At 42.3% G+C, this 26,735-nt stretch carries 20 protein-coding genes; 10 read left to right on the forward strand and 10 right to left on the reverse strand.

Going from position 1 to position 26,735, the window contains the following annotated elements; all coding sequences use genetic code 11:
- The first annotated feature begins 124 nt into the window (after positions 1-124).
- Positions 125-2,938, forward strand: coding sequence for a bifunctional aconitate hydratase 2/2-methylisocitrate dehydratase (locus LP316_RS00725; RefSeq protein ID WP_193022207.1), 2,814 nt, complete (start codon positions 125-127; stop codon positions 2,936-2,938).
- A gap of 121 nt (positions 2,939-3,059) precedes the next feature.
- On the opposite strand, the gene LP316_RS00730 is transcribed toward LP316_RS00725, so the two are convergent.
- The 9 genes from LP316_RS00730 to ampD form a co-directional block, all read right to left on the reverse strand.
- Positions 3,060-3,407 carry a hypothetical protein gene (locus LP316_RS00730; RefSeq protein WP_193022208.1) on the reverse strand — a complete coding sequence of 116 codons (348 nt, stop codon included), beginning with the start codon at positions 3,405-3,407 and terminating at the stop codon, positions 3,060-3,062.
- Positions 3,408-3,472: 65 nt separating this feature from the next.
- The gene (locus tag LP316_RS00735) at positions 3,473-5,374 is read right to left on the reverse strand and encodes an alpha/beta hydrolase family protein (RefSeq protein WP_193022209.1); all 1,902 of its coding nucleotides are present in this window, start codon (positions 5,372-5,374) and stop codon (positions 3,473-3,475) included.
- Positions 5,375-5,448: 74 nt separating this feature from the next.
- On the reverse strand, positions 5,449-8,691 hold the full coding sequence (locus tag LP316_RS00740; protein ID WP_193022210.1) for a TonB-dependent receptor: 3,243 nt from the start codon (positions 8,689-8,691) through the stop codon (positions 5,449-5,451).
- Positions 8,692-9,139: 448 nt separating this feature from the next.
- The gene (gene lpdA / locus LP316_RS00745; RefSeq protein WP_193022211.1) at positions 9,140-10,573 is read right to left on the reverse strand and encodes a dihydrolipoyl dehydrogenase; all 1,434 of its coding nucleotides are present in this window, start codon (positions 10,571-10,573) and stop codon (positions 9,140-9,142) included.
- A 177-nt stretch (positions 10,574-10,750) separates the two neighbouring features.
- Positions 10,751-12,421 (reverse strand): dihydrolipoyllysine-residue acetyltransferase, encoded by a 1,671-nt coding sequence (gene aceF, locus LP316_RS00750; protein ID WP_193022212.1) that lies wholly within the window; start codon positions 12,419-12,421, stop codon positions 10,751-10,753.
- Between the two features lie 17 nt (positions 12,422-12,438).
- Complete coding sequence (gene aceE, locus LP316_RS00755; RefSeq protein WP_193022213.1) at positions 12,439-15,114, reverse strand: pyruvate dehydrogenase (acetyl-transferring), homodimeric type; 2,676 nt, start codon at positions 15,112-15,114, stop codon at positions 12,439-12,441.
- A gap of 94 nt (positions 15,115-15,208) precedes the next feature.
- Positions 15,209-15,958, reverse strand: a complete 750-nt coding sequence (pdhR, locus tag LP316_RS00760; RefSeq protein WP_193022214.1) for a pyruvate dehydrogenase complex transcriptional repressor PdhR — start codon at positions 15,956-15,958, stop codon at positions 15,209-15,211.
- Between the two features lie 790 nt (positions 15,959-16,748).
- Positions 16,749-17,603, reverse strand: a complete 855-nt coding sequence (ampE, locus tag LP316_RS00765) for a regulatory signaling modulator protein AmpE (RefSeq protein ID WP_193022215.1) — start codon at positions 17,601-17,603, stop codon at positions 16,749-16,751.
- 36 nt (positions 17,604-17,639) lie between these two features.
- Positions 17,640-18,191: a 1,6-anhydro-N-acetylmuramyl-L-alanine amidase AmpD gene (ampD, locus tag LP316_RS00770; protein ID WP_193022216.1), complete on the reverse strand. Its 552-nt coding sequence runs from the start codon at positions 18,189-18,191 to the stop codon at positions 17,640-17,642.
- 49 nt (positions 18,192-18,240) lie between these two features.
- Here ampD and LP316_RS00775 point away from each other — a divergent pair, with 49 nt between their 5' ends.
- The 9 genes from LP316_RS00775 to yacG all read left to right on the forward strand — a co-directional run bounded on the left by LP316_RS00775 (position 18,241) and on the right by yacG (position 26,214).
- Positions 18,241-18,762 (forward strand): TIGR02281 family clan AA aspartic protease, encoded by a 522-nt coding sequence (locus LP316_RS00775; RefSeq protein ID WP_193022217.1) that lies wholly within the window; start codon positions 18,241-18,243, stop codon positions 18,760-18,762.
- Complete coding sequence (gene nadC / locus LP316_RS00780; protein WP_193022218.1) at positions 18,763-19,626, forward strand: carboxylating nicotinate-nucleotide diphosphorylase; 864 nt, start codon at positions 18,763-18,765, stop codon at positions 19,624-19,626. It begins immediately after the preceding gene.
- Between the two features lie 218 nt (positions 19,627-19,844).
- Positions 19,845-20,270, forward strand: a complete 426-nt coding sequence (locus LP316_RS16100) for a pilin (protein ID WP_413470664.1) — start codon at positions 19,845-19,847, stop codon at positions 20,268-20,270.
- 120 nt (positions 20,271-20,390) lie between these two features.
- Complete coding sequence (gene pilB, locus LP316_RS00790; protein ID WP_193022219.1) at positions 20,391-22,091, forward strand: type IV-A pilus assembly ATPase PilB; 1,701 nt, start codon at positions 20,391-20,393, stop codon at positions 22,089-22,091.
- Positions 22,092-22,159: 68 nt separating this feature from the next.
- Complete coding sequence (locus tag LP316_RS00795; protein ID WP_193022220.1) at positions 22,160-23,389, forward strand: type II secretion system F family protein; 1,230 nt, start codon at positions 22,160-22,162, stop codon at positions 23,387-23,389.
- Positions 23,390-23,509: 120 nt separating this feature from the next.
- Complete coding sequence (locus LP316_RS00800; protein ID WP_193022221.1) at positions 23,510-24,397, forward strand: prepilin peptidase; 888 nt, start codon at positions 23,510-23,512, stop codon at positions 24,395-24,397.
- Between the two features lie 25 nt (positions 24,398-24,422).
- Positions 24,423-25,052, forward strand: coding sequence for a dephospho-CoA kinase (gene coaE, locus LP316_RS00805; protein WP_193022222.1), 630 nt, complete (start codon positions 24,423-24,425; stop codon positions 25,050-25,052).
- Between the two features lie 98 nt (positions 25,053-25,150).
- The gene (zapD, locus tag LP316_RS00810; RefSeq protein ID WP_193022223.1) at positions 25,151-25,897 is read left to right on the forward strand and encodes a cell division protein ZapD; all 747 of its coding nucleotides are present in this window, start codon (positions 25,151-25,153) and stop codon (positions 25,895-25,897) included.
- A gap of 80 nt (positions 25,898-25,977) precedes the next feature.
- Entirely contained in the window at positions 25,978-26,214 is a 237-nt protein-coding gene (gene yacG / locus LP316_RS00815; protein WP_193022224.1) for a DNA gyrase inhibitor YacG, read from the forward strand.
- 99 nt (positions 26,215-26,313) lie between these two features.
- Here the strand turns inward: yacG and mutT are convergent, their stop codons facing one another.
- A complete protein-coding gene (mutT, locus tag LP316_RS00820; protein WP_193022225.1) occupies positions 26,314-26,700 on the reverse strand; it encodes an 8-oxo-dGTP diphosphatase MutT in 387 nt (128 codons plus the stop codon).
- Positions 26,701-26,735 lie beyond the last annotated feature (35 nt).

Here is a 26,735-nt window from a genome sequence, read left to right on the forward strand (position 1 = left end):
CATTATGAATAGTGCTTATTTCGTCAAATGATTACTCGTCAACAAAAAATAAGGTAGAATATGCGCCATAATTCATACTACTAACACCCGTCCGTTAGTAGTTTTTAGTAAAAGAGAGCATCGAATGAGTCTTTATTCAGATTATTTAGCGGAAATTAAAAACCGCAAAGAAGAGCTTGGTTTAGCACCAAAGCCAATTGATAGCGCTGATTTATTAGCTGAAATTATTGAGCAGATCAAAGATCTTGAGAATGAGCACCGCGAAGATTCTTTGAACTTCTTCATTTACAACACGCTTCCAGGTACAACGAGTGCAGCTGGCGTTAAAGCAAAATTCTTAAAAGAAATTATTTTAGGTGAGCAAACAGTCGCTGAAATCTCAGTCGAATTTGCCTTTGAATTACTTTCACACATGAAAGGTGGCCCTTCAATCGAAGTACTGCTTGATTTAGCGTTAGGTGATGATGCATCTGTATCAGGGCCAGCGGCTGAAGTGTTGAAAACTCAGGTATTCTTGTACGACGCTGATACGAGCCGTTTAGCCGAAGCATACAAAGCTGGCAATGCCGTTGCTAAAGACATTTTAGCAAGCTACGCAAATGCTGAGTTTTTCACTAAATTACCTGACGTACCAGAGAAAATTGACGTAGTAACTTACGTTGCTGGTGTTGGTGATATCTCTACTGACTTATTATCGCCAGGTCACCAATCTCACTCACGTGCCGACCGTGAATTACACGGCCAATGTATGATTACCCCTGAAGCACAACAAGAGATTGTTGCCCTTCAAAAAGCTCACCCTGGCAAAAAAGTGATGCTAGTGGCTGAAAAAGGCACTATGGGTGTAGGTTCATCACGTATGTCTGGTGTTAACAACGTTGCATTATGGGCTGGTGAGCAAGCGTCGCCTTACGTACCATTTGTTAATATCGCACCTGTTGTAGCGGGTACTAACGGTATCGCACCAATCTTTTTAACAACAGTTGACGTTACTGGCGGTATTGGCCTTGACCTTAAAAACTGGGTCAAGAAAGTAGACGCTAACGGCAACACAGTAACCGACGAAAATGGCGACCCAGTATTAGAAGAAGCGTACTCAGTAGCAACGGGCACAGTATTAACTATCGATACTAAAGCCAAGAAGTTATACAACGGTGATCAAGAGCTAGTTGACGTATCTTCAGCATTTACGCCACAAAAAGTAGAGTTCATGAAAGCGGGTGGTTCTTACGCTGTCGTATTTGGTAAGAAGTTACAAACGTTCGCGGCTGAAACACTAGGTGTTGATGCGCCAGCGGTATACGCACCAGCAAAAGAAATTTCAATTGAGAATCAAGGATTAACGGCTGTTGAGAAAATCTTCAACCGCAATGCAGTAGGCGTTAAATCAACTACACCACTGCACGCTGGCTCTAACGTTCGCGTAAGAGTAAACATCGTTGGTTCTCAAGATACAACTGGCCCAATGACATGTCAGGAATTAGAAGCAATGGCTGCTTCTACGATCTCGCCACTAGTTGATGGTGCTTTCCAATCAGGTTGTCACACGGCATCAGTATGGGACAGCAAAGCCAAAGCCAACACGCCTAAGCTAATGGCTTTCATGAACGCCTTTGGTGTTATCACTGCGCGTGACCCTAAGGGTAAATACCACGCAATGACTGACGTTATTCACAAAGTGCTTAACGACATCACAGTAGATGACCGTGCGATTATCATCGGTGGTGACTCACACACGCGTATGTCTAAAGGTGTCGCCTTCGGTGCTGACTCAGGTACAGTTGCATTAGCATTGGCAACAGGCGAATCTGCAATGCCAATCCCAGAATCAGTAAAAGTTACCTTTAAAGGTAAAATGGCTGATCACATGGACTTCCGTGATATCGTTCACGCAACGCAAGCACAAATGCTTAAGCAGTTTGAAGGTGAAAACGTATTCCAAGGCCGCGTAATTGAAGTACACATTGGTACTTTATTAGCAGACCAAGCGTTTACATTTACTGACTGGACAGCAGAAATGAAAGCGAAAGCGTCTGTATGTATCTCAAACAACGAAACGTTAATTGAGTCTATCGAGCTAGCGAAATCTCGTATCCAAATCATGATCGACAAAGGTATGGATAACCAAGCGCAAACATTAGCAGGTTTAATTAAGTTAGCTGATGAGCGCATTGCTGGTATTAAATCTGGTGAAACACCAGCATTAGCACCAGATGAAAATGCTAAGTACTACGCTGAAGTCGTTGTTGATTTAGATTCAATTGTTGAACCAATGATCGCTGACCCAGACGTAAACAACGAAGACGTTTCTAAGCGTTACACGCACGATGTTATTCGCCCTGTGTCATACTACGACGGTAAGCCAGTAGATTTAGGTTTCGTTGGTTCATGTATGGTACACAAAGGTGATATGCAAATTATCGCGCAAATGTTCCGCAACCTTGAAAAACAAAACGGCAGCATTGAATTTAAAGCGCCATTAGTTGTTGCGCCACCAACGTACAACATTGTTGATGAGTTAAAAGCTGAAGGCGATTGGGACATCTTAGCCAAGTACTCTGGCTTCGTATTTGATGACGCTAACCCGAAAGGTGAAGCACGTACTAAGTACGAAAACATCTTATACCTTGAGCGCCCAGGCTGTAACCTATGTATGGGTAACCAAGAAAAAGCTGAACCAGGTGATACCGTAATCGCAACATCGACACGTTTATTCCAAGGCCGTGTTGTTGCAGACAGTTCAGAGAAGAAAGGTGAATCGTTGCTAGGTTCAACGCCGTTAGTTGTGCTTTCAACTATCTTAGGTCGCTTCCCAACAATGGCTGAATACACAGCTGCGGTTGAAGGCATCGACTTAACGCGCTTTGCTCCACCAACAGAGGCGATGACTACACCAGCGTCACAAGCTGTTGCAGTTAAGATTGCTGATCCGAGCTAAACACCCGTTAGATTAAGATACCGGCCTACGCCGGTATGACGTAAAGGGCTACCCATGGGTAGCCCTTTTTATTTGTGATAACAATCAATTTAGTTAATTAGTTGATAGTCATTTTATTCAATCAATCACCTTGCTTAGGGCATTCTAAATTCGCCGCAAGCGAGCTAAAAATCTTATTGGCATTCGCCTTTCTATCGGTAAAAGACTCGACTCCAGCTAGCACTTCAAGCTTGAAGCCGTAACTATTACACACTTCTAGCGAACGTCTAATCAAAAACGTCGATAATTGCTCAAACCTAACTTTTGAATTGGGGATCACGACAATATGGTAAGTATTCTCTGATATCTTCGTTTGTTTAAATTGCACCTTGTGATCGAAATCCCATTGAGATTGTCCATTCGACGATTCAGGTGTTTGCGAGCAAGCAGTTAATAAACCGCAAGCCACACCTAAAACAAGTTTTTTCATTTTTTATATCCTTAAAAAAAAGAAAGCCAGCAAAACGCTGGCTTTAAGTATAGGAAGTTAACCTATTAGAATCCACATTTGTTAGTAAACCAATCTAACATCTCACCGTAGAATTCTTTTTTGTGATCATAAAATAAGGTATCAGAGAAATGATCGGCATCTTGTAGCTCTACATATTTGTGATCTTTATTGAGTCGTTTAAGCTCGTCAACAAACTCTCGGCTATGGATCACCGGAACACGTTCATCAATGTCACCATGAACCACTAAAATAGGGATATTGACTTTCTCTACTTGGTCGATTGGTGAAACACCTTCAATTGTAGGTTTTTGCAACTCTCTTAAGAAGCGGCTTTCGTTTAGCGTTGAGTTAATGCGATCTAAATTACTCACCCCTGCACCAGCAATTGAACATTGATAAATATTATTTTCACGCATTGAGGCAGCAAATGCTGAGTAACCACCATAACTCCAACCAAACATACCTAACTTGTTTTTATCGGCTAAACCTTTTTTCACTAGGTATAGGGCTGAGTCGTCCATGTCATCTTGCATGATCAACCCCCATTGCTTGTCGCCGTCTTTCCAATGCTTCATGCCGTAACCTGTTGACCCTCTAAATTGAGGCTGAACAACCATGTAACCTTGACTTGCCAATAATTGTGTCCACGGATCGTAAATATTAACATCGCGAGCCCAAGGGCCACCATGCGGCATCACAACGGTTGGGTATGGGGCTTTGCCTTTAGTTGGTAGTGTTACATAAGCTTTCTGTTTTAATCCATCACGAGTTTTATATGAGATATATTTAACCTCAGATAACATGTCTGGCTTAATTTGTGGAGAAACGTCGCCAATCTTGTTTAACGTCTGCTTATAACTCAATAAGTAATAAGTACCTGGATTTTTCGCAGAGCTTGTACGAATAACAATTTGGTTGTAGTCGTCAGAGTAACTTGATAACGAAACAAACTCGCCCGGAAATAAAGCTTCTATACCTTGATATAACGATTGCATTTCAAGATCTAAGAAATAACGCTTCGGTTGTTTGGTTGTATAGGTAAAACCTAAGCTCTTACCAAAGCGATCAAACATAACGCCGTCAACATCAACATTCTCTAGACCAAATAAACGCTCAGAATATTTTTTGGTTTCAAGGTTGTAGAGATAAATGCCCGTCGTGTTTTGACCTCTATTGGCATTTACCCAAATTTCATTCGGATTTTCATCATTGAATCCTAAGAAATCAAAATTTGATCGATCACTTGGTGAATTCTGAAAGACTAATTGCCAATCATCGTCCCCTTGCTTGCGGGCAAAAATATCGATTGTATCTTCTGACGCGTTCCAACCCGTTGCCGCGCGAATTTCACCGTCTGCATCTGGCGTAAAGCCACCACTGCGTTTTGTATTCCCCCTAAGCACCATTTTAGTGCGACCTGTTTTAACGTTCATACGTACAACATCAGGGATATAATTGGCATTGATATCCACTTCAACCAAGACCTCATTGGGATCATTCGGTAGTGGATCAATTATTTGGTAACCGCGGATATTTTTTTTACTTTGAAACGGAACTAGCCAGTCACCTTTACCATCGGCATCGGTGATGGCGAATTGGCCAACCCAATAACTGCTAGCGCCATCTCTTAAAATTTGTCTGAAAGAAACTGCGATCTTTTCATTGTTTAACCAACTCACACCCGACACTAGCATCTTGCTAGCACCAAGTTTTACAGGGTCTTTAGTTAAATCTTTGGTTTGTCTTATTTCAATGTAGTAATCGCCGTTTTTGGTACTTGCTCTAACGATTGCGATCTGTTTTCCATCTGGGGAAACCGACACGCTGCGTATCATGGGCAAAATAGAAAATGCTTCGACAGCGTCAGCAGCTGAAGTCGCCTCTGCCTTAAGTGATGTGCCACACAATAGAGCGGCAGTTAAAATAAAATGAAAAACCTTTCTCATAACCTGTTTCACTTTTGTTAAAAAATATATAAATGGCCTCTATTGAGGCCATTTATCCCTTTTTAAGCTAATGCTTAAAATACCGCCGAGAAGTTAATAAACGGCGTACGACCAAACGTGTCATAACCAACGCCTAACGGAATGTTAGTGTTAGAGAATGAACCACTTGGGTCAACTAATGGTGGCGCTTCATTGAATACGTTACGTACACCAACCGCTACGCGGAAGTCATCTGTTGAGTAGCTAACAGACATATTGTGTAAGAAGTAATCTTCAGTAGCACCTACAGGGCGACAATCCAATGGTACCGTTTGAGCTGCGTCAGAGTAGAAGCCGTCACAACCTACTTCAAATGCGTTAAAGCCGCCATCTTCGTCGTTGTAGTAGTCTTCTTTACCTTTACCAATGAATTGTGTGAACCAGTTAAAGCGCCAGTCATCATACTCAAATGATAACTGTGCTGTTGCACGCCACTCTGGGAAGTCAGGTTCACCAACGTTGTCATCAACTGAACCAAAGATATCAACAACTGCTTCATCCATTTTGGTCGCTTGAAGGTCTAGTGAAACATTCAAGTTTTGCTCGCCAACTAAGAAGTCTTGAGCGTAGTAAAGGTTGTAATCCATACCTTTAGATGTTTCTAAACCGATGTTGATAAAACTTGCATCAACAAAGTTGATTTGTCCGTCGCTGTTACGAGATAAACGCGAACAGAAAGCATCGTTACCATCAGCTGAGTAACACTGGCTTACACTGTAAGCAGCTGTCGGCTCGGCAATTGAGTTAGTGATTTCAATATCGAATTTAGTCACAGAGAATGTTAAGTCAAACTCTTCACTAAACGGTTGCTCGAAGATAAAACCGTATGTTTTGGCAACTGATGTTTCTTCAGATAACTGAGTAGAACCACCTGAAACGATTTCAGTGCTGTTAGTTGGGGTAAACTTCTCAGTACCGTTTTGACCTAAACCTAGTAAAGTTGGATCAACACCGTCAGCGTTACACGCTTGTAATACCGTAGGATCACGTGTATCACGAGTTGGATCATAAGCATCTGGAGCCGTTGGGTCTAAGGCATCAGAAATACGAGCATCTGATGGTACAACACAAGGGTCAGTAACTGAGTTAAAGCCCGTTGTACCCGCTAAGAAGCGCTCACGTAAGTTTGGTGCACGGTATGACGTACCTTTAGTACCACGTAAAGTGAACCACTCAACAGGACGGTAAACACCCTTCAAGCTGTAAGTTGTTGCAGCGTCATAGTAGCTCTCATCTGTCCAACGACCAGACATTGTGAAGGTAAACTCTTCGACACCTGGACGACCTGAAACAAGTGGTAACTCAATTTCAGTGAAGAATTCTTTAAAGCTGCGGTCACCGTTAGCACCTTTATCAGAGAACCAACCCCATAACAAACCGTCAGTCGCTACGTCGTTGTTATTGGTTTTGATTTCTTCTTTACGGTACTCAGCACCAAAAATTGCGTTTACTGGGTTGCCGTTCCAAGGTAGTTTACCTAACTCACCACCAACGAAACCGACAGTAACGAACTGCTCAATTTCTGTATCTGCGATACGATCAGACATCAAGTAGTCATACTCAGCAGCAGTTAATGTACCACCACCGGTTTGGTATATGTTGTCAGCAAATAAGTTAACCGGTACACAGCCATCAGAACCGTCACCACAAGTCACTGAACCATCAGCATTTAATACTGACGTGTTCAACGAGTGAATTAAATTAGCTTCGTTGATACCGCGCGTAATGTATTCACCTGATGACGCACTAAATGACGCGTAAACATCATAGTACCAGTTATCTAAACCAACTGACTCTAAACCAGTTAGGTTACCTGTAACACCACCAACTAAACGGTATTGTGATACATCAACTTTATGCGTATCACGGTCACCGTGAATATTGATAATTGGCATAGCACGCAATGGACCTGCGTTACCAAAACCTAAAACACCAAAACAGTCAATACCGTTGATACCATTCGGGTTACACGGGTTGAATGGGTTGTCTGCTTCTACCATTTGGAAAAGCTGGGCACCTGGTGAGAACTGATCTGAGTTACGTTGAGCGTATAATGCATCAAAGTAAATCGTTGTATCGTTCTCGTCTTGGAAGTTGTATTCACCGTTGGCAACAACTGAGATACGCTCGTTCTTACCTAAGTAGTCACCTGATTTGTAGTAATCAGATTGTTGGAAAGCATAGCGTGGGTCTTGGAAATCAAAATCGCGTAGACCGTCGCCATTACCGTCAGGGAAAGCCACATCATGGATGCCGTCGCCATTTGAATCACCAGTAATCCAAGTCGGTAATAAGCCCGCATATTGGAAAGGAACAGTTGATTCACTCCAGTTTGGAATACCCGTATTGGTGAAACCAGGTGTATTGTACACTGAGCCCCAGAAACCGTTTTCAATAAACATACGGTTTGTTAGTGGGAAGATATCACAAGAGTCTTCACCGTTAACTGTTGGGCCAATACCGCCGTAACGCTTAACAATATCGCCATTTTCTGTTTCAAAAATGCGCTCTTCACAGCCTCTTACAAATGGGTTATCAGCTAGTGATTGCGCCTTGCGGTCGTAATATTCAGCACCAATGGCAATGTAACCATTATCTGATGTTTTACCCCACATAGCAGATAAAACAGTTTCTTCACCACCGTCGCCTTTTGGTTGGTTAGCAGAACCTTGGATTTCAAAACCTTCGAAATCTTGACGTAACATCACGTTTGCTACACCGGCGATAGCATCAGAACCGTATACTGTTGATGCACCATCGTATAAGTTTTCGATGCGCTCAATCATTACCGCTGGGATCAAGTTCAAATCTGGTGTTGTTGGCGCGCCACCAACACCGGCCGGAGCCATACGGCGACCGTTGATCATAACTAAGGTACGATCTGCACCTAAGCCACGGAAACCAATTGATGCTGAACCAGGGCCGTTATCTAAAACATAACCACCAAAGGTATTATCGATTTGGGCACCAGCGGCTTGGTTTGTTCTTTGCAACATTTGCGTTGCGTCAAATAAACCTAGCTCACGTGAAATTTCACCACTGATGACTTGTACTGGAGAAGCAGTATCAAATTCACTACGACGAATACGAGAACCAGTAACGACGATGCGCTCTTCTGTTTCTTCTTCTAGTAATGGATCTGTTTGAACTTCGTTTGCGGCGGCTTGTACTGCAATAGCTTGCTCTTGAGCATCTTGAGCATAGGCATTGACACTACATGCAGCACCAAGCATAAGCGCTAATTTAATACCTTTAGCGACATTATTAAGCTTGTTCATATAGTTATTACTCCCTGAACGTTTTTATTATTTTGTACAGACCTTGCATCTGTACGGTGATCGATTTATATCGATTTATGGCTTTAACAACTTGTATAAATTAATTGTTAAAGCTCAATTTTGACACAAATGTTAAAATTTTGTAACTTTTATTTACATGTTAATTTAAAGTTATTTTTGTGTTAATGACAATAGCAAATGTAATGATATTTACACAAAAAACAATCGATTTTTGAACTAGTCGCGCCAAAGCATTGATTATCAAGGAGTACAGGAAGATAGGGTGTTTAAAACAGTTGAATATATTTCATGTAAAAAAAAGAGGTCAGCGCAGTTACTGCGTTGACCTCTTTTTTACAATTGACGAAAAATTGTAAATATTTTTTTATCAGGGCTATCCTTGCCCTCACCACAGGGGTTGCCTGCGGCAATGAAAAGTAAGTCCCACTTACTTTTTCTTCTTAACGGCTTTTGCGTTTGGTAAATCGGTAATTGAACCTTCAAATACCTCAGCTGCTAAGCCGATTGATTCATTTAATGTTGGGTGAGCGTGGATGGTTAAACCTACGTCTTCAGCATCAGCACCCATTTCAACTGCTAGGCCAATTTCACCTAACATTTCACCAGCGTTGATACCAACAATTGCACCACCTAATACGCGACCAGATTCTTTGTCGAAGATTAACTTGGTTTTACCTTCAGTACGCGCTGATGCAATCGCACGGCCAGATGCTGACCATGGGAAGTTAGCCACTTCAATGTTTAAACCTTGCTCTTTTGCTTCGCGCTCAGTAACACCAACCCATGCAATTTCAGGATCTGTGTAAGCAATTGAAGGGATACAACGCGGGTCAAACTCGTGCTTCTTACCTGAAATAACTTCGGCAGCAACGTGTGCTTCGTGTACCGCTTTGTGAGCAAGCATAGGTTGACCAACAACATCACCAATAGCAAAGATATGAGGCACGTTGGTACGCATCTCTTTAGATACGTTAATGAAACCACGCTCGTCTACGTTTACGCCAGCTTTGTCAGCGTCAACTAAGTGACCGTTTGGCTTACGACCAACAGCAACTAAGATCTTATCGTAACGCACTTGACCTTCTGGTGCGTTCTTACCTTCGAAAGTTACGTATAAACCGTCTTCTTTCGCATCAACAGCTACAACCTTAGTTGAAAGCATGATTGATTCGAAACGCGGCTTGTTGTACTTAGTGTAAATTTTAACAACGTCAGCATCTGCAGCAGGTACTAATTGGTCAGCAAATTCTACCACTGAAACTTTAGCGCCTAACGAGCTGTATACCGTACCCATCTCTAGGCCGATGATACCACCACCAAGGACTAACATTTCACCTGGAACGTCTTTAAGCTCTAGAGCGCCAGTTGAGTCGATAATACGGTCGTCTTCAGGAATGAAAGGTAAGTTAACAACTGAAGAACCACAAGCGATAATCGCGTTGTCGAATGTTACTGTTGTTTTGCCATCAGCGCCTTCAACTTCAATTGTTTTGTCTGAAGTGAATTTACCGTAACCTGTTACCGTTTTAACTTTACGCATTTTCGCCATACCAGCGATACCTTGCGTAAGCTTGCCAACAACGTCTTTATCTTTCCATTGGCGGATTTTTTCTAAATCGATCTCAGGCTGACCAAATGTCACACCGTGTGATGCCATATCTTTTGCATCATCAAGCACTTTAGCAACGTGTAATAACGCTTTAGATGGGATACAACCAACGTTTAAACAAACACCACCTAAATTGCTGTACTTTTCTACTAATACTACGTCTAAACCTAAGTCTGCTGCACGAAATGCTGCAGAATAACCACCAGGACCTGAACCTAAAACTACGACTTGAGTTTTAATCTCGTTGCTCATGCTAACCTCAATATTTTTTTGTTTAACTGTTACCTGCTTGATTTTTTGAGTAACAATTCATCATTTGCTGGCGAGCAGTTTACTGAAACTCGAGCCTGTTCGCCATCTTTTAATCAATTTAAGTCGGTAAAAATAGAAGTTAACTGTAAACTTTTCTTCTTACCGACAACTTTTGATTTATAACACTAATTTTCTGATATCTGCCATCACAGATGATAAGTGGACAATAAAGCGCGCAGCCACGGCACCGTCGATCACGCGGTGATCATAAGACAATGATAATGGCAACATTAAGCGGGGCTCAAAGTCCTTGCCGTTCCACTTAGGTTTCATTTCAGATTTTGATACACCTAAAATCGCGACATCTGGCGCATTTACGATTGGGGTAAATGCAGTACCGCCAATACCACCAAGGCTTGAGATACTAAAACAGCTACCTTGCATGTCAGCAGCTTTTAGCTTGCCATCGCGTGCTTTAGCACTAATTTCTAATAACTCTTTTGATAGCTGGTAAATACCTTTTTGGTCGACATCGCGCACAACAGGTACCACTAAACCATTTGGTGTATCTACCGCTACGCCGATATGACAGTATTTTTTCATGATCAAGCTTTCGCCATCATCACTTAAACTTGAGTTAAATACTGGGTATGCGCGAAGCGCGTCAGCAACGGCTTTCATAATGAACACAAGTGGTGTGATCTTAAAGCCCATTTTTTGCTTTTCACAAACCACATTTTGCTCTTTGCGGAAGGCTTCAACGTTAGTAATGTCGGCTTCATCAAACTGGGTAACATGTGGAATTGTAACCCAGTTGCGATGTAAGTTCGGGCCAGAAATTTTCTGAATACGCGTTAATGGTACTTCTTCAATTTCACCAAACTTAGAAAAATCAACTTTGCGACCTTCGATAACTTGTAAGCCACCTGAACCACCAGCCACTGAGGTACCGGCGTTAGCTTTCGGGCGAGATAGTTCGTATTTAACGTATGATTGTACGTCTTCTTTTAAAATACGACCTTTGCGTCCGGTGCCCTTAACTAAGCTTAGGTCTACGCCAAACTCACGCGCTAAACGGCGAATCGACGGCGAGGTAAAGATACTGCCACTGCCCTTTGTTTCACCGGCATGAGGATGATGTGGTACTGGTGCAGATTTAGGTGCTTCAGCTTTTGGTGCAGCTGCTGGGGTTGGTGCAACTTCGGCTTTCGGCGCTTCTGCCTGTGCTGGCGCAGCTTCAACTGGCGCACCGCCTGCTGTTTCAAGTTTAATAACAAGTGAGCCTTGTTTAACTTTATCACCAACAGCAACTAACACTTCTTTTACTGTACCGGCATGCGTTGATGGTACATCCATGGTTGCTTTATCAGTTTCTAAGGTAATTAAACCGTCTTCTTCGGCGATTTCATCACCAACAGCTACGATAACGTCAATGACGTCAACTTCGCCATCTTCACCGATATCTGGCACTGCGATTGTAATAACTTCACTTGCACCACTTGTTACTGGTACGGGAGTTTCAGTTGCTGCTGGCGCTTGTTCAACGGCTGGCGCTTCAACTGGTGCAGGCTCTTCAGCCACTTCAGGTTCAGCTGCCGGCGCGCTTGCACCTTCAGCTTTCATTTCACCAATTTTGTCGCCTTCTTTGATTTTATCACCAACACTCACACTCAATGACACTAACTGACCTGCAATGGGTGCAGGAATGTCCATTGATGCTTTATCGGTTTCAACGGTAACAATACCTTCATCGGCTTCTAGTGTGTCGCCCACAGCAACACAGATTTCGATAATTTCAACTTCTTCGCCACCAACGTCTGGGACTAGAATTTCTTGAATATCTGACATTATTTGATCCTCTAGCCTTATGCGTAAAGTGGGTTCACTTTAGCTACGTCAATGTTGAATTTAGCAATCGCTTCAGTCACAACTTTATATTCAACTTCACCTCGGTTTGCTAACTCGTATAACGCCGCGACAACAATGTAGCCGGCATTGACTTCAAAGTGCGTACGCAAGTTTGCTCGGCTGTCTGAGCGACCAAAACCATCAGTACCTAAACAGCGGTAGTCGGTGTCGATAAAGGCGCGAACTTGATCTGAGTAGGCTTTAACGTAGTCAGTTGCTGCAATTGCAGGACCTTTATCTGCCGTGATCACTTTACCAATGTATGGCACTTGTTTTTCAGCTTCTGGGTTAAGCATGTTTTGACGAACAACCTCTTGACCTTCACGGGCTAATTCATTGAATGAGGTAACCGAGTAAACATCAGATGAAATGTTGTAGTCTTTTGCTAGGATTTGCGCGGCTTCTCTTACTTGCAACAAGATAGTACCTGAGCCCATAAGCTGAACATTAGCGGCTGCTTTCTTGGCAGCAACACTTTCAAGCTTGTAAATACCCTTGATAATTTGATCTTCAATATCTTTATCTTCAGGCATTGCTGGGTGTTGGTAGTTCTCGTTCATTAACGTTAAGTAATAGAAAATATTTTCGTTATTTTCATACATACGACGTAAACCATCGCGAACGATAACTGCAACTTCATAACCGTAAGTTGGATCGTATGTTACACAGTTAGGAATTAAACCCGCTTGAACATGCGAGTGACCGTCTTGATGCTGTAAGCCTTCACCGTTAAGTGTTGTACGACCGGCCGTTGCACCTAATAGGAAACCACGCGCCTGGCTATCACCTGCTGCCCATGCTAAGTCACCAACGCGTTGGAAACCAAACATTGAGTAGTAGATGTAAAATGGAATTGTCGTTGCATTACACGTTGAATAAGAAGTACCTGAGGCAACCCACGATGCCATTGCACCTAGTTCGTTAATACCCTCTTGTAATACCTGACCTTTTTTATCTTCACGGTAGTATGCAACTTGGTCTGCATCTTGTGGTACGTATTTTTGACCTTCGTTGGCGTAAATACCGACTTGACGGAATAGGCCTTCCATACCAAAAGTACGTGCTTCATCAGGAATAATAGGCACGATGCGTTTACCAATTTTCTTATCTTTTAATAAACTATTTAAAACGCGCACGAACGTCATGGTTGAAGAAACTTCGCGATCGCCACTACCTTTTGTAATCGCTTCAAATGCCTTCATTGAAGGAATTTCTAACTCTTCATCTGCTTGTTCACGACGTGCAGGTAAAGAGCCGCCAAGTGCTTCACGGCGAGCCTTCATGTATTGGTATTCAGGGCTATCTTCAGGGAACTTGAAGAATGGTAAGTCTTCAATTTGATCGTCTGAAATAGGCATATTGAAACGGTCGCGGTATTGCTTGATAGACTCTACGTCCATCTTCTTGACGTTGTGGGCAACGTTTTGCGCTTCACCTGACTGGCCTAAACCAAAACCTTTAACGGTTTTCGCTAAGATAACCGTTGGGCGACCTTTAGTGTTTACTGCTTTATCATAGGCTGCGTAAACTTTCACAGGATCGTGACCGCCACGGTTTAAGCGCCAGATGTCTTCGTCAGACATATTAGCCACCATCGCTGCTGTTTCTGGGTATTTACCAAACCACTTTTCACGCGTGTATTTGCCGCCTTTGGCTTTACAGTTTTGGTATTCACCGTCAACGGTTTCATTCATTAACTGTAGTAATTTACCTGATGTATCACGGGCTAATAATGGATCCCAGTATGAACCCCAAATCACTTTGATCACTTCCCAGCCAGCGCCGCGGAAAGTACCTTCTAGCTCTTGAATGATTTTGCCGTTACCGCGAACAGGACCGTCGAGACGCTGTAAATTACAGTTAATGATAAAGGTTAAGTTATCTAAGCCTTCGCGCGACGCTAGGCCGATAGCACCTAATGATTCTGGCTCATCACATTCACCATCACCTAAGAAACAGTATACGCGTTGTGCTGAACAGTCTTTAATACCGCGGTTGGTTAAGTATTTTAAGAAACGAGCAGTGTAAATCGCTTGTAGTGGACCTAAGCCCATTGAAACCGTTGGGAACTGCCAGAAATCTTGCATTAAGTGAGGGTGTGGGTATGAAGATAAACCCTTGCCGTCGCATTCTTGGCGGAAGTTATCCATTTGCTCTTCGGTTAAACGACCTTCTAAAAAGGCGCGACCGTAAATACCCGGAGAGATATGACCCTGAGCAAAAATAAAGTCGCCACCGTGCTCTGGTGTCGCCGCTTTAAAGAAGTGATTGAAACCAACATCGTATAACATCGCAGACGAAGCAAAACTACCAATGTGACCACCTAATTCTAAATTCTTCTTAGATGCACGAAGTACTAACGCCATCGCATTCCAACGAATTGCCGCACGAATGCGCGCTTCAATGGTTTGATCAGCTGGCATGTGTGGCTCTTGCCCTGGAGGGATAGTATTTACATATGCAGTTGTTGCATCAAAAGGTAAGTGCGTACCACCACGACGGGCACGGTCGATCAATTTCTCCAGTAGAAAATGAGCACGCTCTGCGCCTTCGTTTTCTAATACAGCTTCGATTGACTCAAGCCATTCTTGCGTTTCTGCTGCATCTATATCGTGTTTAGGGAGCTCAGACATAATTTTACTTAGTCTCCGTTAGTTTATGTATTCGTGATAAATAGTTTAAAGATAGACAATTTTTCTCAAGCCATCTTTTTTCTTCATCATGTTTTTAATATCTTTGCATGCGGCGCATTGAGCGCTCCATGCGGCTTTGCTCTTGAGTGAGCTTTAACAATACTTCTTCGATGAATGCTAGGTGGCGGTGACTAGCCCCCCACGCTTTCTGTGGCTGACCGCTAACAATCGCCTCTAATAAGCGTTTGCGATAGTCGGCGATCCGCTCAAAGGTATCGGGTCTTTTCGATAAAATCGTCAAGTTTTTCGCGATGTTATCAATTAATAGTGGCGCCATTGATTTTGCCATTTGCAAAATAATGGCATTGTGCGATGCCGCGCAAATTGCGACATAAAAATCGAACACCGCAGAGGCTTCTGCGCGATAATCGTTTTCAATCTGCGCATCACCAATAGCTAAATGCTTTTTTTCAATTTCTTTAAAGTCGGCTTGCGTACCGCGCATTGCGGCATAATAAGCTGCCATTCCTTCAATACCATGTCGAAACTCAAGTAAATCAAACTGTGATTCAGGGTTTTTCGACATTAAATCAAACAAGGGATCAGACAAGCCGCTTAAAATATTATTCGCGACAAACGTACCGCCGCCTTGCTTACGGGTAACTAAACCTTTAGCTTCTAGCTTTTGAATAGCTTCGCGCAAAGAAGGGCGTGACACTTCAAACTGAGCCGCTAACTCGCGCTCTGGCGGTAGCTTTTGACCGGCTTCTAAACTACCTTCAATGATCATTGCTTCAAGCTTTTCTTGAATCACGTCTGATAATTTAGCTTGCTTAAGTGACATACACCTACTCTTAAATAACCTTATATGTTTAATTGAATAACCAAGTTAACATTCAATCAAACCTACCTAAAAAAAAATGGTAAATTGGTCTTACCATTAAAATCCTTCAATAAAAAAGAGGCTTAAAAAGCCGAAAATTTTTGCTAATCTACCTTAAGTCAGCAATAAAGCCAACGACTTTTTTAGAGTATTTATGCGAAATACTCTAATTTAGCTAAAATCACCGAGCGTTAAAGAAAGGTCTGACCATTAATAAAAACGTTTCAATGTGGGAATGTGGGAATGTAAAAGCATAGCGTCATTCCGGCGGTGTTTTAGGCCGGAATCTCCTTACTTATAAACTTGATGCAGTCTATGAGATACCCGACGGCTCGGGTATGACGATGGTAAGTATAAAAACCTTCCAACTTAAATGTTGGAATGTGGGAATGTGGGAATGTAAAAGCATAGCGTCATTCCGGCGGTGTTTTAGGCCGGAATCTCCTTACTTATAAACTTGATATAGTCTATGAGATACCCGACGTCTCGGGTATGACGATGGTAAGCCTAAAAACCTTCCAACTTAAATGTTGAAATGTGGGAATGTAAAAGCATAGCGTCATTCCGGCGGTGTTTTAGGCCGGAATCTCCTTACTTATAAACTTGATTCAGCCTATGAGATACCCGACGTCTCGGGTATGACGATGGTAAGTATAAAAGCTTTCAAGCCTTACCGCCTTCTAACCTTCTAACCTTCTAACCTTCTAACCTTCTAACCTTCTAACCTTCTGACTTTCCAGCCTTCCAACCTTTAGTTGATCACCCCGGTAATGGTTAACACCGCAACGATAGATAAGATGAGTAGCAAAGTACGTTTTGCTAGCTTAACCAATAAACAAGGCTCGGCGACACAATCTTCTTCATCAACCATGAAGTCCTCTGATTGTTTAGCAACATTGCTCAACACGCGGTGTGCTGGCACATCAAAGTCGAAAAAGTTTTCCAAATATGTAGGCACAGCTTTCGAGAAGTGGCCCACCAACATATAAGCAAAAGAAACGATACGGACCAATGGCCAATCGATAATCGCAAACAGTCTTGCAATAACAGCTTGCCCTTGCTCATTAATATAATATGCATCCGACGCTTCACGCTGTGTTAATTCGCCTAAAGTCACCAATAACCGATAAGCTAATGCGGCCGTTGCACCGAAGGTAACAAAGATCAGCATGGGCGCAATAAAATAGCGATAATTTAACCACACCATGGTTTCACCAAACGGCATGCGCGGTAAGTTCTTATCTTCTTGTAACTGCAATAAGGTTAATTCACAGGTCGTAGGCTCATCGCGGTTTGCTGCCTGTAAGAAGCTTTTGTATGCCTCACGAGTTTTTATACAGCCGAATACCACAATAAGTAATAAGGTTGACGCAACTAAATACAAAATCGTATCGTCAATTAAGTCGAGCACGAAATAACAAATAACAACAGGAATAACCACAAGTAGCAGCGCGCTAAAATCAGATAAGCGCTTATTGGCAGGGTTAATCAAGCCAAATTTTTCAAATAACTTAATAAGGTGGTTAAAGTGAAAGCTAAACTGCCAAACTTTGGCGGACAGGCTTTTTTGTGCCGATAAAGCAATCAGTAAACTAATTAAATTCATAGCGAGGTTCCATTACCTATAACTGTTATTCTAGCGTTAAACCGATAAAAGTTGATAAAACTTTTGCCAATCAAATGCTTCACCGGGATCTGTTTTGCGCTCTGGGGCAATATCACAATGACCAACAATACCTTCTTTAACTATTGGGTAAACTTGTTGTAAAGCATTTGTAATATTTGCAAGCTGTTGATATTGTTCGAAAGTATAAGGAATATCATCGGCACCCTCAAGTTCGATACCAATTGAAAAATCGTTACATTTGTCTCGTCCGTTAAAATGTGAGACGCCAGCGTGCCAAGCTTTGTCTTCAAAAGAGACATATTGAATGATCTGACCGTCGCGACGAATTAAGCAATGAGCAGAAACTTGTAATTGATAAATCGATTCGAAATAAGGATCAGCTGTTGGATCGAGTCGCCCGAGAAATAAATCAGTAATATATGATCCACCAAATTGCTTAGGTGGTAGAGATATATTGTGAACAACGAGTAAATTAATCTCCTCGTTGTGTTCTCTCGACGTAAAATGCGGAGAAGGTTGATGCTCAACCCCCTCTAGCCAACCATTATTGATATTGAGATTTGTCATCGTTTAACGTAAGCGTTTGAAGTAAATACAGACCAGCGAAGAATATATTATGGATCAACAGCCTGATACAAACAAAATCGGACGAACATTTACTTGGTTAAGCTGGATAGTGGGGCTTGGGCTTGTCGTATTATTATTTGATGAGTTATTGGGCTATCAATACAACCCCAATCAGGACCTTAAAAGTGAACGTTCCTCGCGCGGCCAAGTAAGTGTCACACTCTTACAAAATCGTTATGGTCACTACGTGCTCAACGGCGAAATTAACCAACAACAAGTGACGTTTTTACTTGATACTGGCGCGACTTCCGTTTCAATACCTGAACATATCGCCAAGCAATTGTACCTTGAGCCTCAAGGCAGCTACTTAGTGAATACGGCCAATGGCAGAATAAAAGTTTATCGAACCACCTTGTCTACCCTACGCATCGGCGAGATAACGCTGTATAATGTCGCCGCCAACATCAACCCAGCAATGGATTCAGACGAAATCCTGCTGGGCATGAGCGCATTAAAACAAGTTGAATTTAGCCAAACAGGCAACCAATTAATTATACGAGAGCAAAGATAAATGCAAACTCCAGCGTTACAACAAGACATTGCAACCACAGTTACATGGGCACTAAAGGAAGACTTAGGCGGCAGTGTTGACGCCAATGCTGATATTACCGCTAGTTTAATTCCTCAGGATAATCAAACCAATGCTAAGGTTATCACCCGTGAAGATTGTATTGTTTGTGGCGTAGACTGGGTCAACGAAGTATTTAGACAACTCGATGAATCGATTGGCAGCAAAACAGAAATTACTTGGTATGTAAACGACGGTGAAGCCGTTAAAGCCAACACCACACTGTTTGAACTAACGGGCAATGCTCGGCTGATTTTGACCGGTGAGCGAACGGCACTTAATTTTCTTCAAACACTTTCGGGCACGGCAACGGTTGTTAGCCAATACGTCGAGCAATTACAAGGTAGCGTCACCAAGCTACTTGATACCCGAAAAACATTACCGGGCTTGAGAAGCGCACAAAAGTATGCGGTAAAATGTGGCGGTGGCGTTAATCACAGAATTGGCTTATTCGACGCTTTTTTGATCAAAGAAAATCACATTGCCGCCTGTGGTGGTATTGATAACGCCGTAGCGACGGCAAAGCATAATCACCCAACAAAGAAAGTGGAAGTTGAAGTAGAGTCAATCGAAGAACTCAACCAAGCATTAACTGCCGGTGCCGATATTATTATGCTAGATAATTTTACACCAAAAATGATTGAGCAGGCCGTAGCGTTAACTCGCGGCAAGGCACAATTAGAAGTCTCGGGTAATATGACATTGGAAAAATTAAAAGCATACACCCAAGCAGGGGTTGATTTTGTTTCGGTTGGCGCGCTAACCAAACACGTTCAGGCCATCGACTTGTCTATGCGCTTTAACTAATGGCTTTAGTTAAGCCACTTTATCGCTAGGCTAATGACGGCTAATAGGCAAACAAAATTAGAGTAAAAATCCTAAAAATCAATAAAATGCTACTATTTCAGGCAAAGTTTTCGGGGAAATTGCAAAAATCTAAAAAAAATGCGTAACAATATTTTACATTTAAAAATTTTTGTATCACTATAACGAAAGCCCCCGTAATGAATAATGGAAGTACTATTATGAAAAACTTAATGAAAGCCAAAAACAACAAGGGTTTCACTCTTATTGAATTAATGATTGTTGTTGCAATCATCGGTATCTTAGCCGCAGTGGCTATTCCGCAGTACACACAGTACACGCGTAGCGCTGATGCTCAGTCGACAATGTCAGAAGCTTCTCCATACAAAACAGCTGTAGCTGTTTGTATTCAGACTAATGGTGGTAACTTAGCACCTTGTAACGCTGGCGCTGAAGGCATTCCAGCGGTAGCAGGCGCTGTCACAGCAGTTGCAGCAAGTATAATTACAGTAAACTTTGGTGACGTAGACGGCAACGGTGTTGCTGAAACAGGTACTCTTACTCCTGCAATCGTTGGCGGTCAAGTTCAATGGACTTACGCTTCAACAGGCGGCACTAACGTATGTACAGATTGGGTTGAGTGTTAATAGACACTCAATTTTATTAAAAAAGCAGCTTCGGCTGCTTTTTTTGTGTCTAAATATCGTCTAATGACCATTTTTGTGTCACAATAAAATTTAAATCTTTCAAAGATCAATAACTAAAAAATGAAAGGACTTCATCAACAATCAAGTTTGCTATCGGCACTTGCTAAGCATCAGCTGGTGTCAGACGAACAACTAGACGAGATCAGCTCTGGTTTTATTAGCCAGAACAAACCTTTTGTCCGCTATTTAGTCGAAGACAAACACCTCAATGCCAGTAAAGTAGCCAGTATTTTTTCCCAAAGTTTCGGCTACCCTTATATCGATCTAGATGCCTTTGATACAAGCCTTATACCCGAGGGTATTCGCAACGAAAAGCTGATCCGTAAACACAGCGCATTGCCAATTTACCTGCGCGGTAAAGTATTATTTGTGGCCATGTCGGATCCAACTAACTTAGATGCGTTGGAAGAAATCCAGTTTAATACCGGTTATACCACTGAGCTTATTCTTGCCAATGAAAATAGCTTGTCTACCGCGATAGAGCGGATTTTAGAAGAAGATACTGATGCGCTCGATATTTCTGACATGGATACCGAAGAGCTCGCCGGTATCGATGTCGAAGAAGAGCGCAAAGATGATACCAACGAAGAGGGTAAAGATGATGCCCCAATTGTTGTTTACATCAATAAAATCCTGCTCGATGCCATCAGAAAAGGCGCCTCGGATTTACACTTTGAGCCCTATGAGAAAGCTTATCGCATTCGCTTTCGTATCGACGGCATTTTAACTGAAATAGCGCGTCCGCCAGTGACCTTATCATCTAGGATGGCAGCGCGTTTGAAAGTTATGTCAAAACTCGATATTGCTGAGCGCCGTGTGCCGCAAGATGGTCGAATCAAACTTGCGTTATCGAAAAAGAAATCAATCGACTTTCGCGTCAGTACCCTGCCCACCATGTGGGGCGAAAAAATTGTAATGCGTATTCTCGATAGCTCAAGTGCCATGTTAGGCATTGACATGTTAGGCTATGAGCCAGAGCAAAAGAAAATCTACATGGACGCATTAGCTCAACCGCAAGGCATGATTCTGGTGACCGGCCCAACGGGTTCTGGTAAAACCGTATCGCTTTATACGGGTTTAAACATTCTCAATACCGAGCAGCGCAATATATCGACAGCAGAAGATCCCGTTGAAATTAACCTAGAAGGTATCAACCAAGTACAAATCAATACCAGAGCTGGGTTAACTTTCCCAAGCGCTTTGCGCTCATTTTTACGTCAAGATCCCGATATTGTCATGGTGGGTGAAATTCGAGATTTAGAAACGGCGGAAATCGCAATAAAAGCGGCGCAAACAGGTCACTTAGTGTTATCGACACTACACACTAACTCGGCAGCAGAAACGCTTACCCGTTTATTAAATATGGGCGTGCCCTCGTATAACGTCGCAAGCTCAGTCAGTATTATTATTGCTCAGCGATTAGCGCGACGCCTATGTATGGCTTGTAAAGAGCCTGAGCACGTTCCAGATGAAGAGCTGATCAAGCAAGGTTTTACCCATGAACAATTGCCAAACGTAAAGCTATTTAAAGCAGTCGGCTGTGATCAATGTACTGGCGGCTATAAAGGCCGAGTCGGTATTTACGAAGTGATCAAGATAGGTGAAAAGCTTTCTTCAATTATTATGGAAGGGGGCAATTCACTCGATATTGCCGAGCAATGTCAAAAGGAAGGTTTCAACAACTTGAGGCAATCAGGCTTAATCAAAGCAATGCAAGGTGTCACTAGCCTGGAAGAAGTCAACCGAGTTACTAGCGGTTAAATTAATACCAATTCACTACATTCATTGGTATAACAAGAAATAGAATAGAACATGCATTAGGTATTTATATGGCTGTTGCTAAATCAAAAAGTGCAAAACCCCTCGATGTCTTTCAATGGCAAGGCGTTAACCGCAAGGGCAAAAAAATTAGCGGTGAGCTCTCAGCTGGCAGTATTATGGAGCTCAAAGCCCAACTGCGAAAGCAAGGTGTCACCCCAGGCCGTATTAAGAAAAAAGCCAAACCTTTGTTTGGTGGCGATAAAAAGCTTACTTCAGCTGATATAACGACGATAACTAGACAAATTGCAACCATGCTAGGTGCTGGTGTGCCATTGGTACAAACTATCGAGATGATTGGTAAAGGCCATAATAACGGCAATATGCAAAAACTGCTGGGTGATATCGGCACTAAATTGCAAGCTGGCTCTCCGTTATCTGAGTGTCTTAGAGAGCACCCAATTCATTTTGATGATTTATATTGCGACTTAGTCCACTCGGGAGAGCAATCTGGTGCCTTAGAAACGATTTTTGATCGTATCGCCACCTATAAAGAAAAAGCCGAAGCACTCAAAGCAAAAATTAAGAAAGCATTAACTTACCCTATTGCCGTTATCGTGATTGCCATTATCGTAACGTCTATTTTACTTATCTTTGTTGTGCCGACCTTTAAAGAGATTTTTGATAGTTTTGGTGCAGAGCTTCCAGCTTTTACTATGTTAGTAATCAAGATATCAGAAGTAATGCAGTCTACTTGGTATTTGGTACTCGGAGGGCTCTTTGCTTTTAGTTGGGCTTTTAAAAACGCTCATCGTAAAAATAAAAACCTGCGTGACACTGTTGATAAAAACATTCTCAAGTTACCTGTAGTTGGCGATATCCTGCACAAGGCCGCCATTGCGCGATATGCGCGAACATTAGCAACTACCTTTGCTGCTGGCGTCCCTTTAATTGATGCTTTAGAGTCTGCTGCCGGTGCCTCTGGCAATGCGGTATTTCGCGATGCTATTTTAGATATTCGCTCGGAAGTTTCATCAGGTATGCAGATGAACTTGGCGATGCGCAACAGTAATATCTTCCCTGACATGGTCATTCAAATGGTTGCCATCGGTGAAGAGTCGGGTGCCGTTGATGATATGCTTGCGAAAGTCGCTACCGTCTATGAGCAAGAGGTTGATAATGCGGTTGACAACCTAACCGCGCTATTAGAGCCGATGATCATGGCCGTACTCGGTATTGTTATCGGTGGTTTAATCGTTGCTATGTACTTACCTATTTTCCAAATAGGTCAAGTTGTTTAGATGATGTCATCCCGCAATCGGTTTATTGCGGGATTTCAATATTACCCCTTGCTTGTTAACACTACACTAGCCCATCTTGAATGATGCTATGATAACCCCTGACACCTGAAGAGTATTTCAATGTTTGCAGACATTTTCGCCCTTTTTGAACAATCACCAAGTTACTTTTACACCACCGTATTTATCTTCTCTCTTATGGTTGGTAGTTTTTTAAATGTGGTTATTTATCGCTTTCCTAAAATGCTAGAGCGCGAATGGTACCGCGATTGCAGAGAATTCTTAGCTGATGAAGTTAAGGATATACCCGAAAAGCAATTTGACACACTGACCTTGTCAAAGCCAGCGTCAAGTTGTCCTAAATGTCATCACAAAATTCGCTTCTACGAGAATATTCCTGTTATTAGCTGGCTGTTGCTCAAAGGTAAATGTAGCCAATGCCAAACTGCAATTTCTGCGCGTTACCCCATCATAGAACTTAGTACGGCAATACTTAGTGTCGCTGTGGCCTGTTTTTTCGGACCTACGATGACCACCCTTTGGGTTATTTTACTGACGTGGTTTTTGATCTGTTTAACTATGATTGACTTTGACCACATGTTACTGCCGGATCAGTTAGTTTATCCGATGCTGTGGCTTGGTTTACTGGTTAATATTAACGGTCAATTTGCTACCTTGTCAGACGCCGTAATTGGTGCTGTAGCTGGCTATATGAGCCTTTATTCTGTGTTTTGGTTATTCAAATTATTAACCGGTAAAGAAGGTATGGGACATGGCGATTTCAAACTCGTTGCCATGTTTGGCGCTTGGTTTGGTTGGCAACTTTTACCCCTTCACATCCTTATGGCCTCTGTCGTTGCAGCAATTGTTGGCATCAGTCTGATTGCCTTTAAACAACACAACCGAGAAAACCCGATTCCATTTGGCCCATATCTCGCTGTAGCCGGCTGGATTTGCCTGTTATGGGGTAACGACATTTGGCGATGGTACTTAGGTTATATAATGGCTTAACAGCGCATAATTAGCAGGAAAATGCATGAGTAATAAATACATTGTTGGCTTAACGGGTGGTATAGGTAGCGGTAAAACAACGATCGCCAATCGCTTTATCGAAAAAGGCATCGATGTTGTCGATGCAGATGAAGTTGCTCGCCAAGTGGTTGAGCCCGGTCGCCCTGCCCTGACAGCTATCGCAAATCACTTTGGTCAAGACTTTATTCAAGCAAATGGCAGTTTAAATCGCACTAAGTTGCGGGAAAAAGTATTTGCCGATGAACAAGCTAAACTCTGGCTAAATCAATTACTCCACCCTGCTATTAGACAAGAGATGCTAGCACAGTTGGCTAATAGTAACAGTGATTATTGCTTATTGGTCGCACCTTTATTATTAGAAAACAAGCTTGAACAATATGTTGATACCGTATTAGTCATTGATGTTGATGAAGCAACTCAACTGGCAAGAACTGCCAATCGAGATGGTTCATCCGAAAAAACGATAAAAAGTATCATCGCGAGTCAAATTAGTCGCAAAGACAGGTTGGCGCGTGCCGATCACGTTATAGATAATCAACACACTGACGCTAAAGCCCTTGCTACACAAATTGACAAACTCGATCACTTATTTACCCAACAAGCCGCAATAAAGCGCGCTAGAGTGTTAAACTAGCTCGAATTGTTGTTTTGTTTTATTGGGGTAAAATAAACATTAGCGATTTTATTCGTTAATGGTTAATATAACTTCAGTCTTTTTATTAACACCTTGTTATGGCACGAATTTTATATGAGCACCCGCTAAATGAGCGGATCAGAAACTACCTTAAGCTAGAGCATCTCTTTGGCCAAGTAGAAAGTGCTCAAAAAATTGGCCTACAACAAGGCTATTCCGTTTTATTTACCTCTTTGTTTGCCATTCTAGATAGCTTAGAGCGCAACGACATTCGTGGTGATTTAATTAAAGACCTAGAAAAACTAGAGCAAAACCTAGTGATTTGGTCGCAGCGAAGTGATGTTGACACATCGGCATTAGAAGAAAACTTACGCGCCACTGTCGCACTAGTTAACCAATTGCGCAGTACTAAATTGCCGTGGTGGCAATTAAAAGAAGATAAGTTTTTATCTGGCGTCAAGCAACGTTTTGCGATCCAAGGGGGTAGTGCAAGCTTCGACTTACCGCAACTGCAATTTTTTCTTCATCAGAGTGCTAGTGTTACCAATCATACCATTGAAACCTGGCTTTCAACGTTAACTCAGATCAAAGATGCGATCGCACTTGTGCTCGTTTTTATTAGACAACGCAGTGATTTTGAGTGTATAGAAACCGAGAGTGGTTTTTTCCAAGACAGTGGTGAAGGATTATTGCTATTGCGCATTGAAGTTGATGAAGCGGCGCAATATTACCCGACGGTCAGTGGCAATCGCTTTAGATATTCAATTCGCTTTATGTTGCCATGCGAGCAAAGTGGTCGCCGCTACGCTAATAACGCGACCAAATTTTATTTAGCTAAATGCTAACCCTAACCTAGCGATTATTTGGCATAACTCCCCAATGCGCTATAATCGCAGGATAAATTAATACCAACTAGGAATCCGTAATGGCTTTGATCGTAGACTGCCCAACCTGTAAAGCCAAAGTTGAATGGCAGACTGACAATGAATATCGTCCTTTTTGCTCAAAGCGCTGCCAACTTATCGACTTAGGCGAATGGGCTGATGAAAGCAATAAAATTTCCCAACCAATTACGCCTGAAGTGGTAATGAGTGAAGAAATGCTAGATGCATTAGAGGGTGAGTTTTTACAAAATAATAAATTTTTTGTAGAGCCAGAGTAAGTAATAGTGCTTTAAGGCTGTAACGTGGTATGGCTGTAACGCTTTAACGCAATATCTGTCCATCTACGTCAAGCCTTATCGCTTTCAAGCCCCTCAGCCTTATAGCTTTTCAATCGCTGCCAATATCTCAACATTAGCTTTCGGGAAGTCTAACTCAAGCATTTCTGAGTAACTAAACCATCCCTGCTCTTGCCCTTCTTGTGCCTGAGGCTCATTGGCGAAGTTATCGACGATAAAGACTTCTAATTTCACCTGTTTATCGCCGTAATCGTGCTCGATGGTGACCAACGGAATACAACTCAAGACATCAATAGCAATTTCCTCTTCAAGCTCTCTGTGAAGCGCTTGGTAAACACTTTCTCCTGCTTCGACCTTACCACCAGGAAACTCCCATTTACCGCCTTGGTGGGTATTAGCAAGCCTTCTGGTTAGAAAGTAACTTTCACCGCTCTTGATAACACCAACGGCGACATGAACTAATGACATAATATACTCCAAACAAAAAAGGGGTCAGAGTCAAT

The sequence above is a fragment of the Thalassotalea sp. LPB0316 genome (genome assembly GCF_014898095.1).
Lineage (GTDB): Bacteria > Pseudomonadota > Gammaproteobacteria > Enterobacterales > Alteromonadaceae > Thalassotalea_G.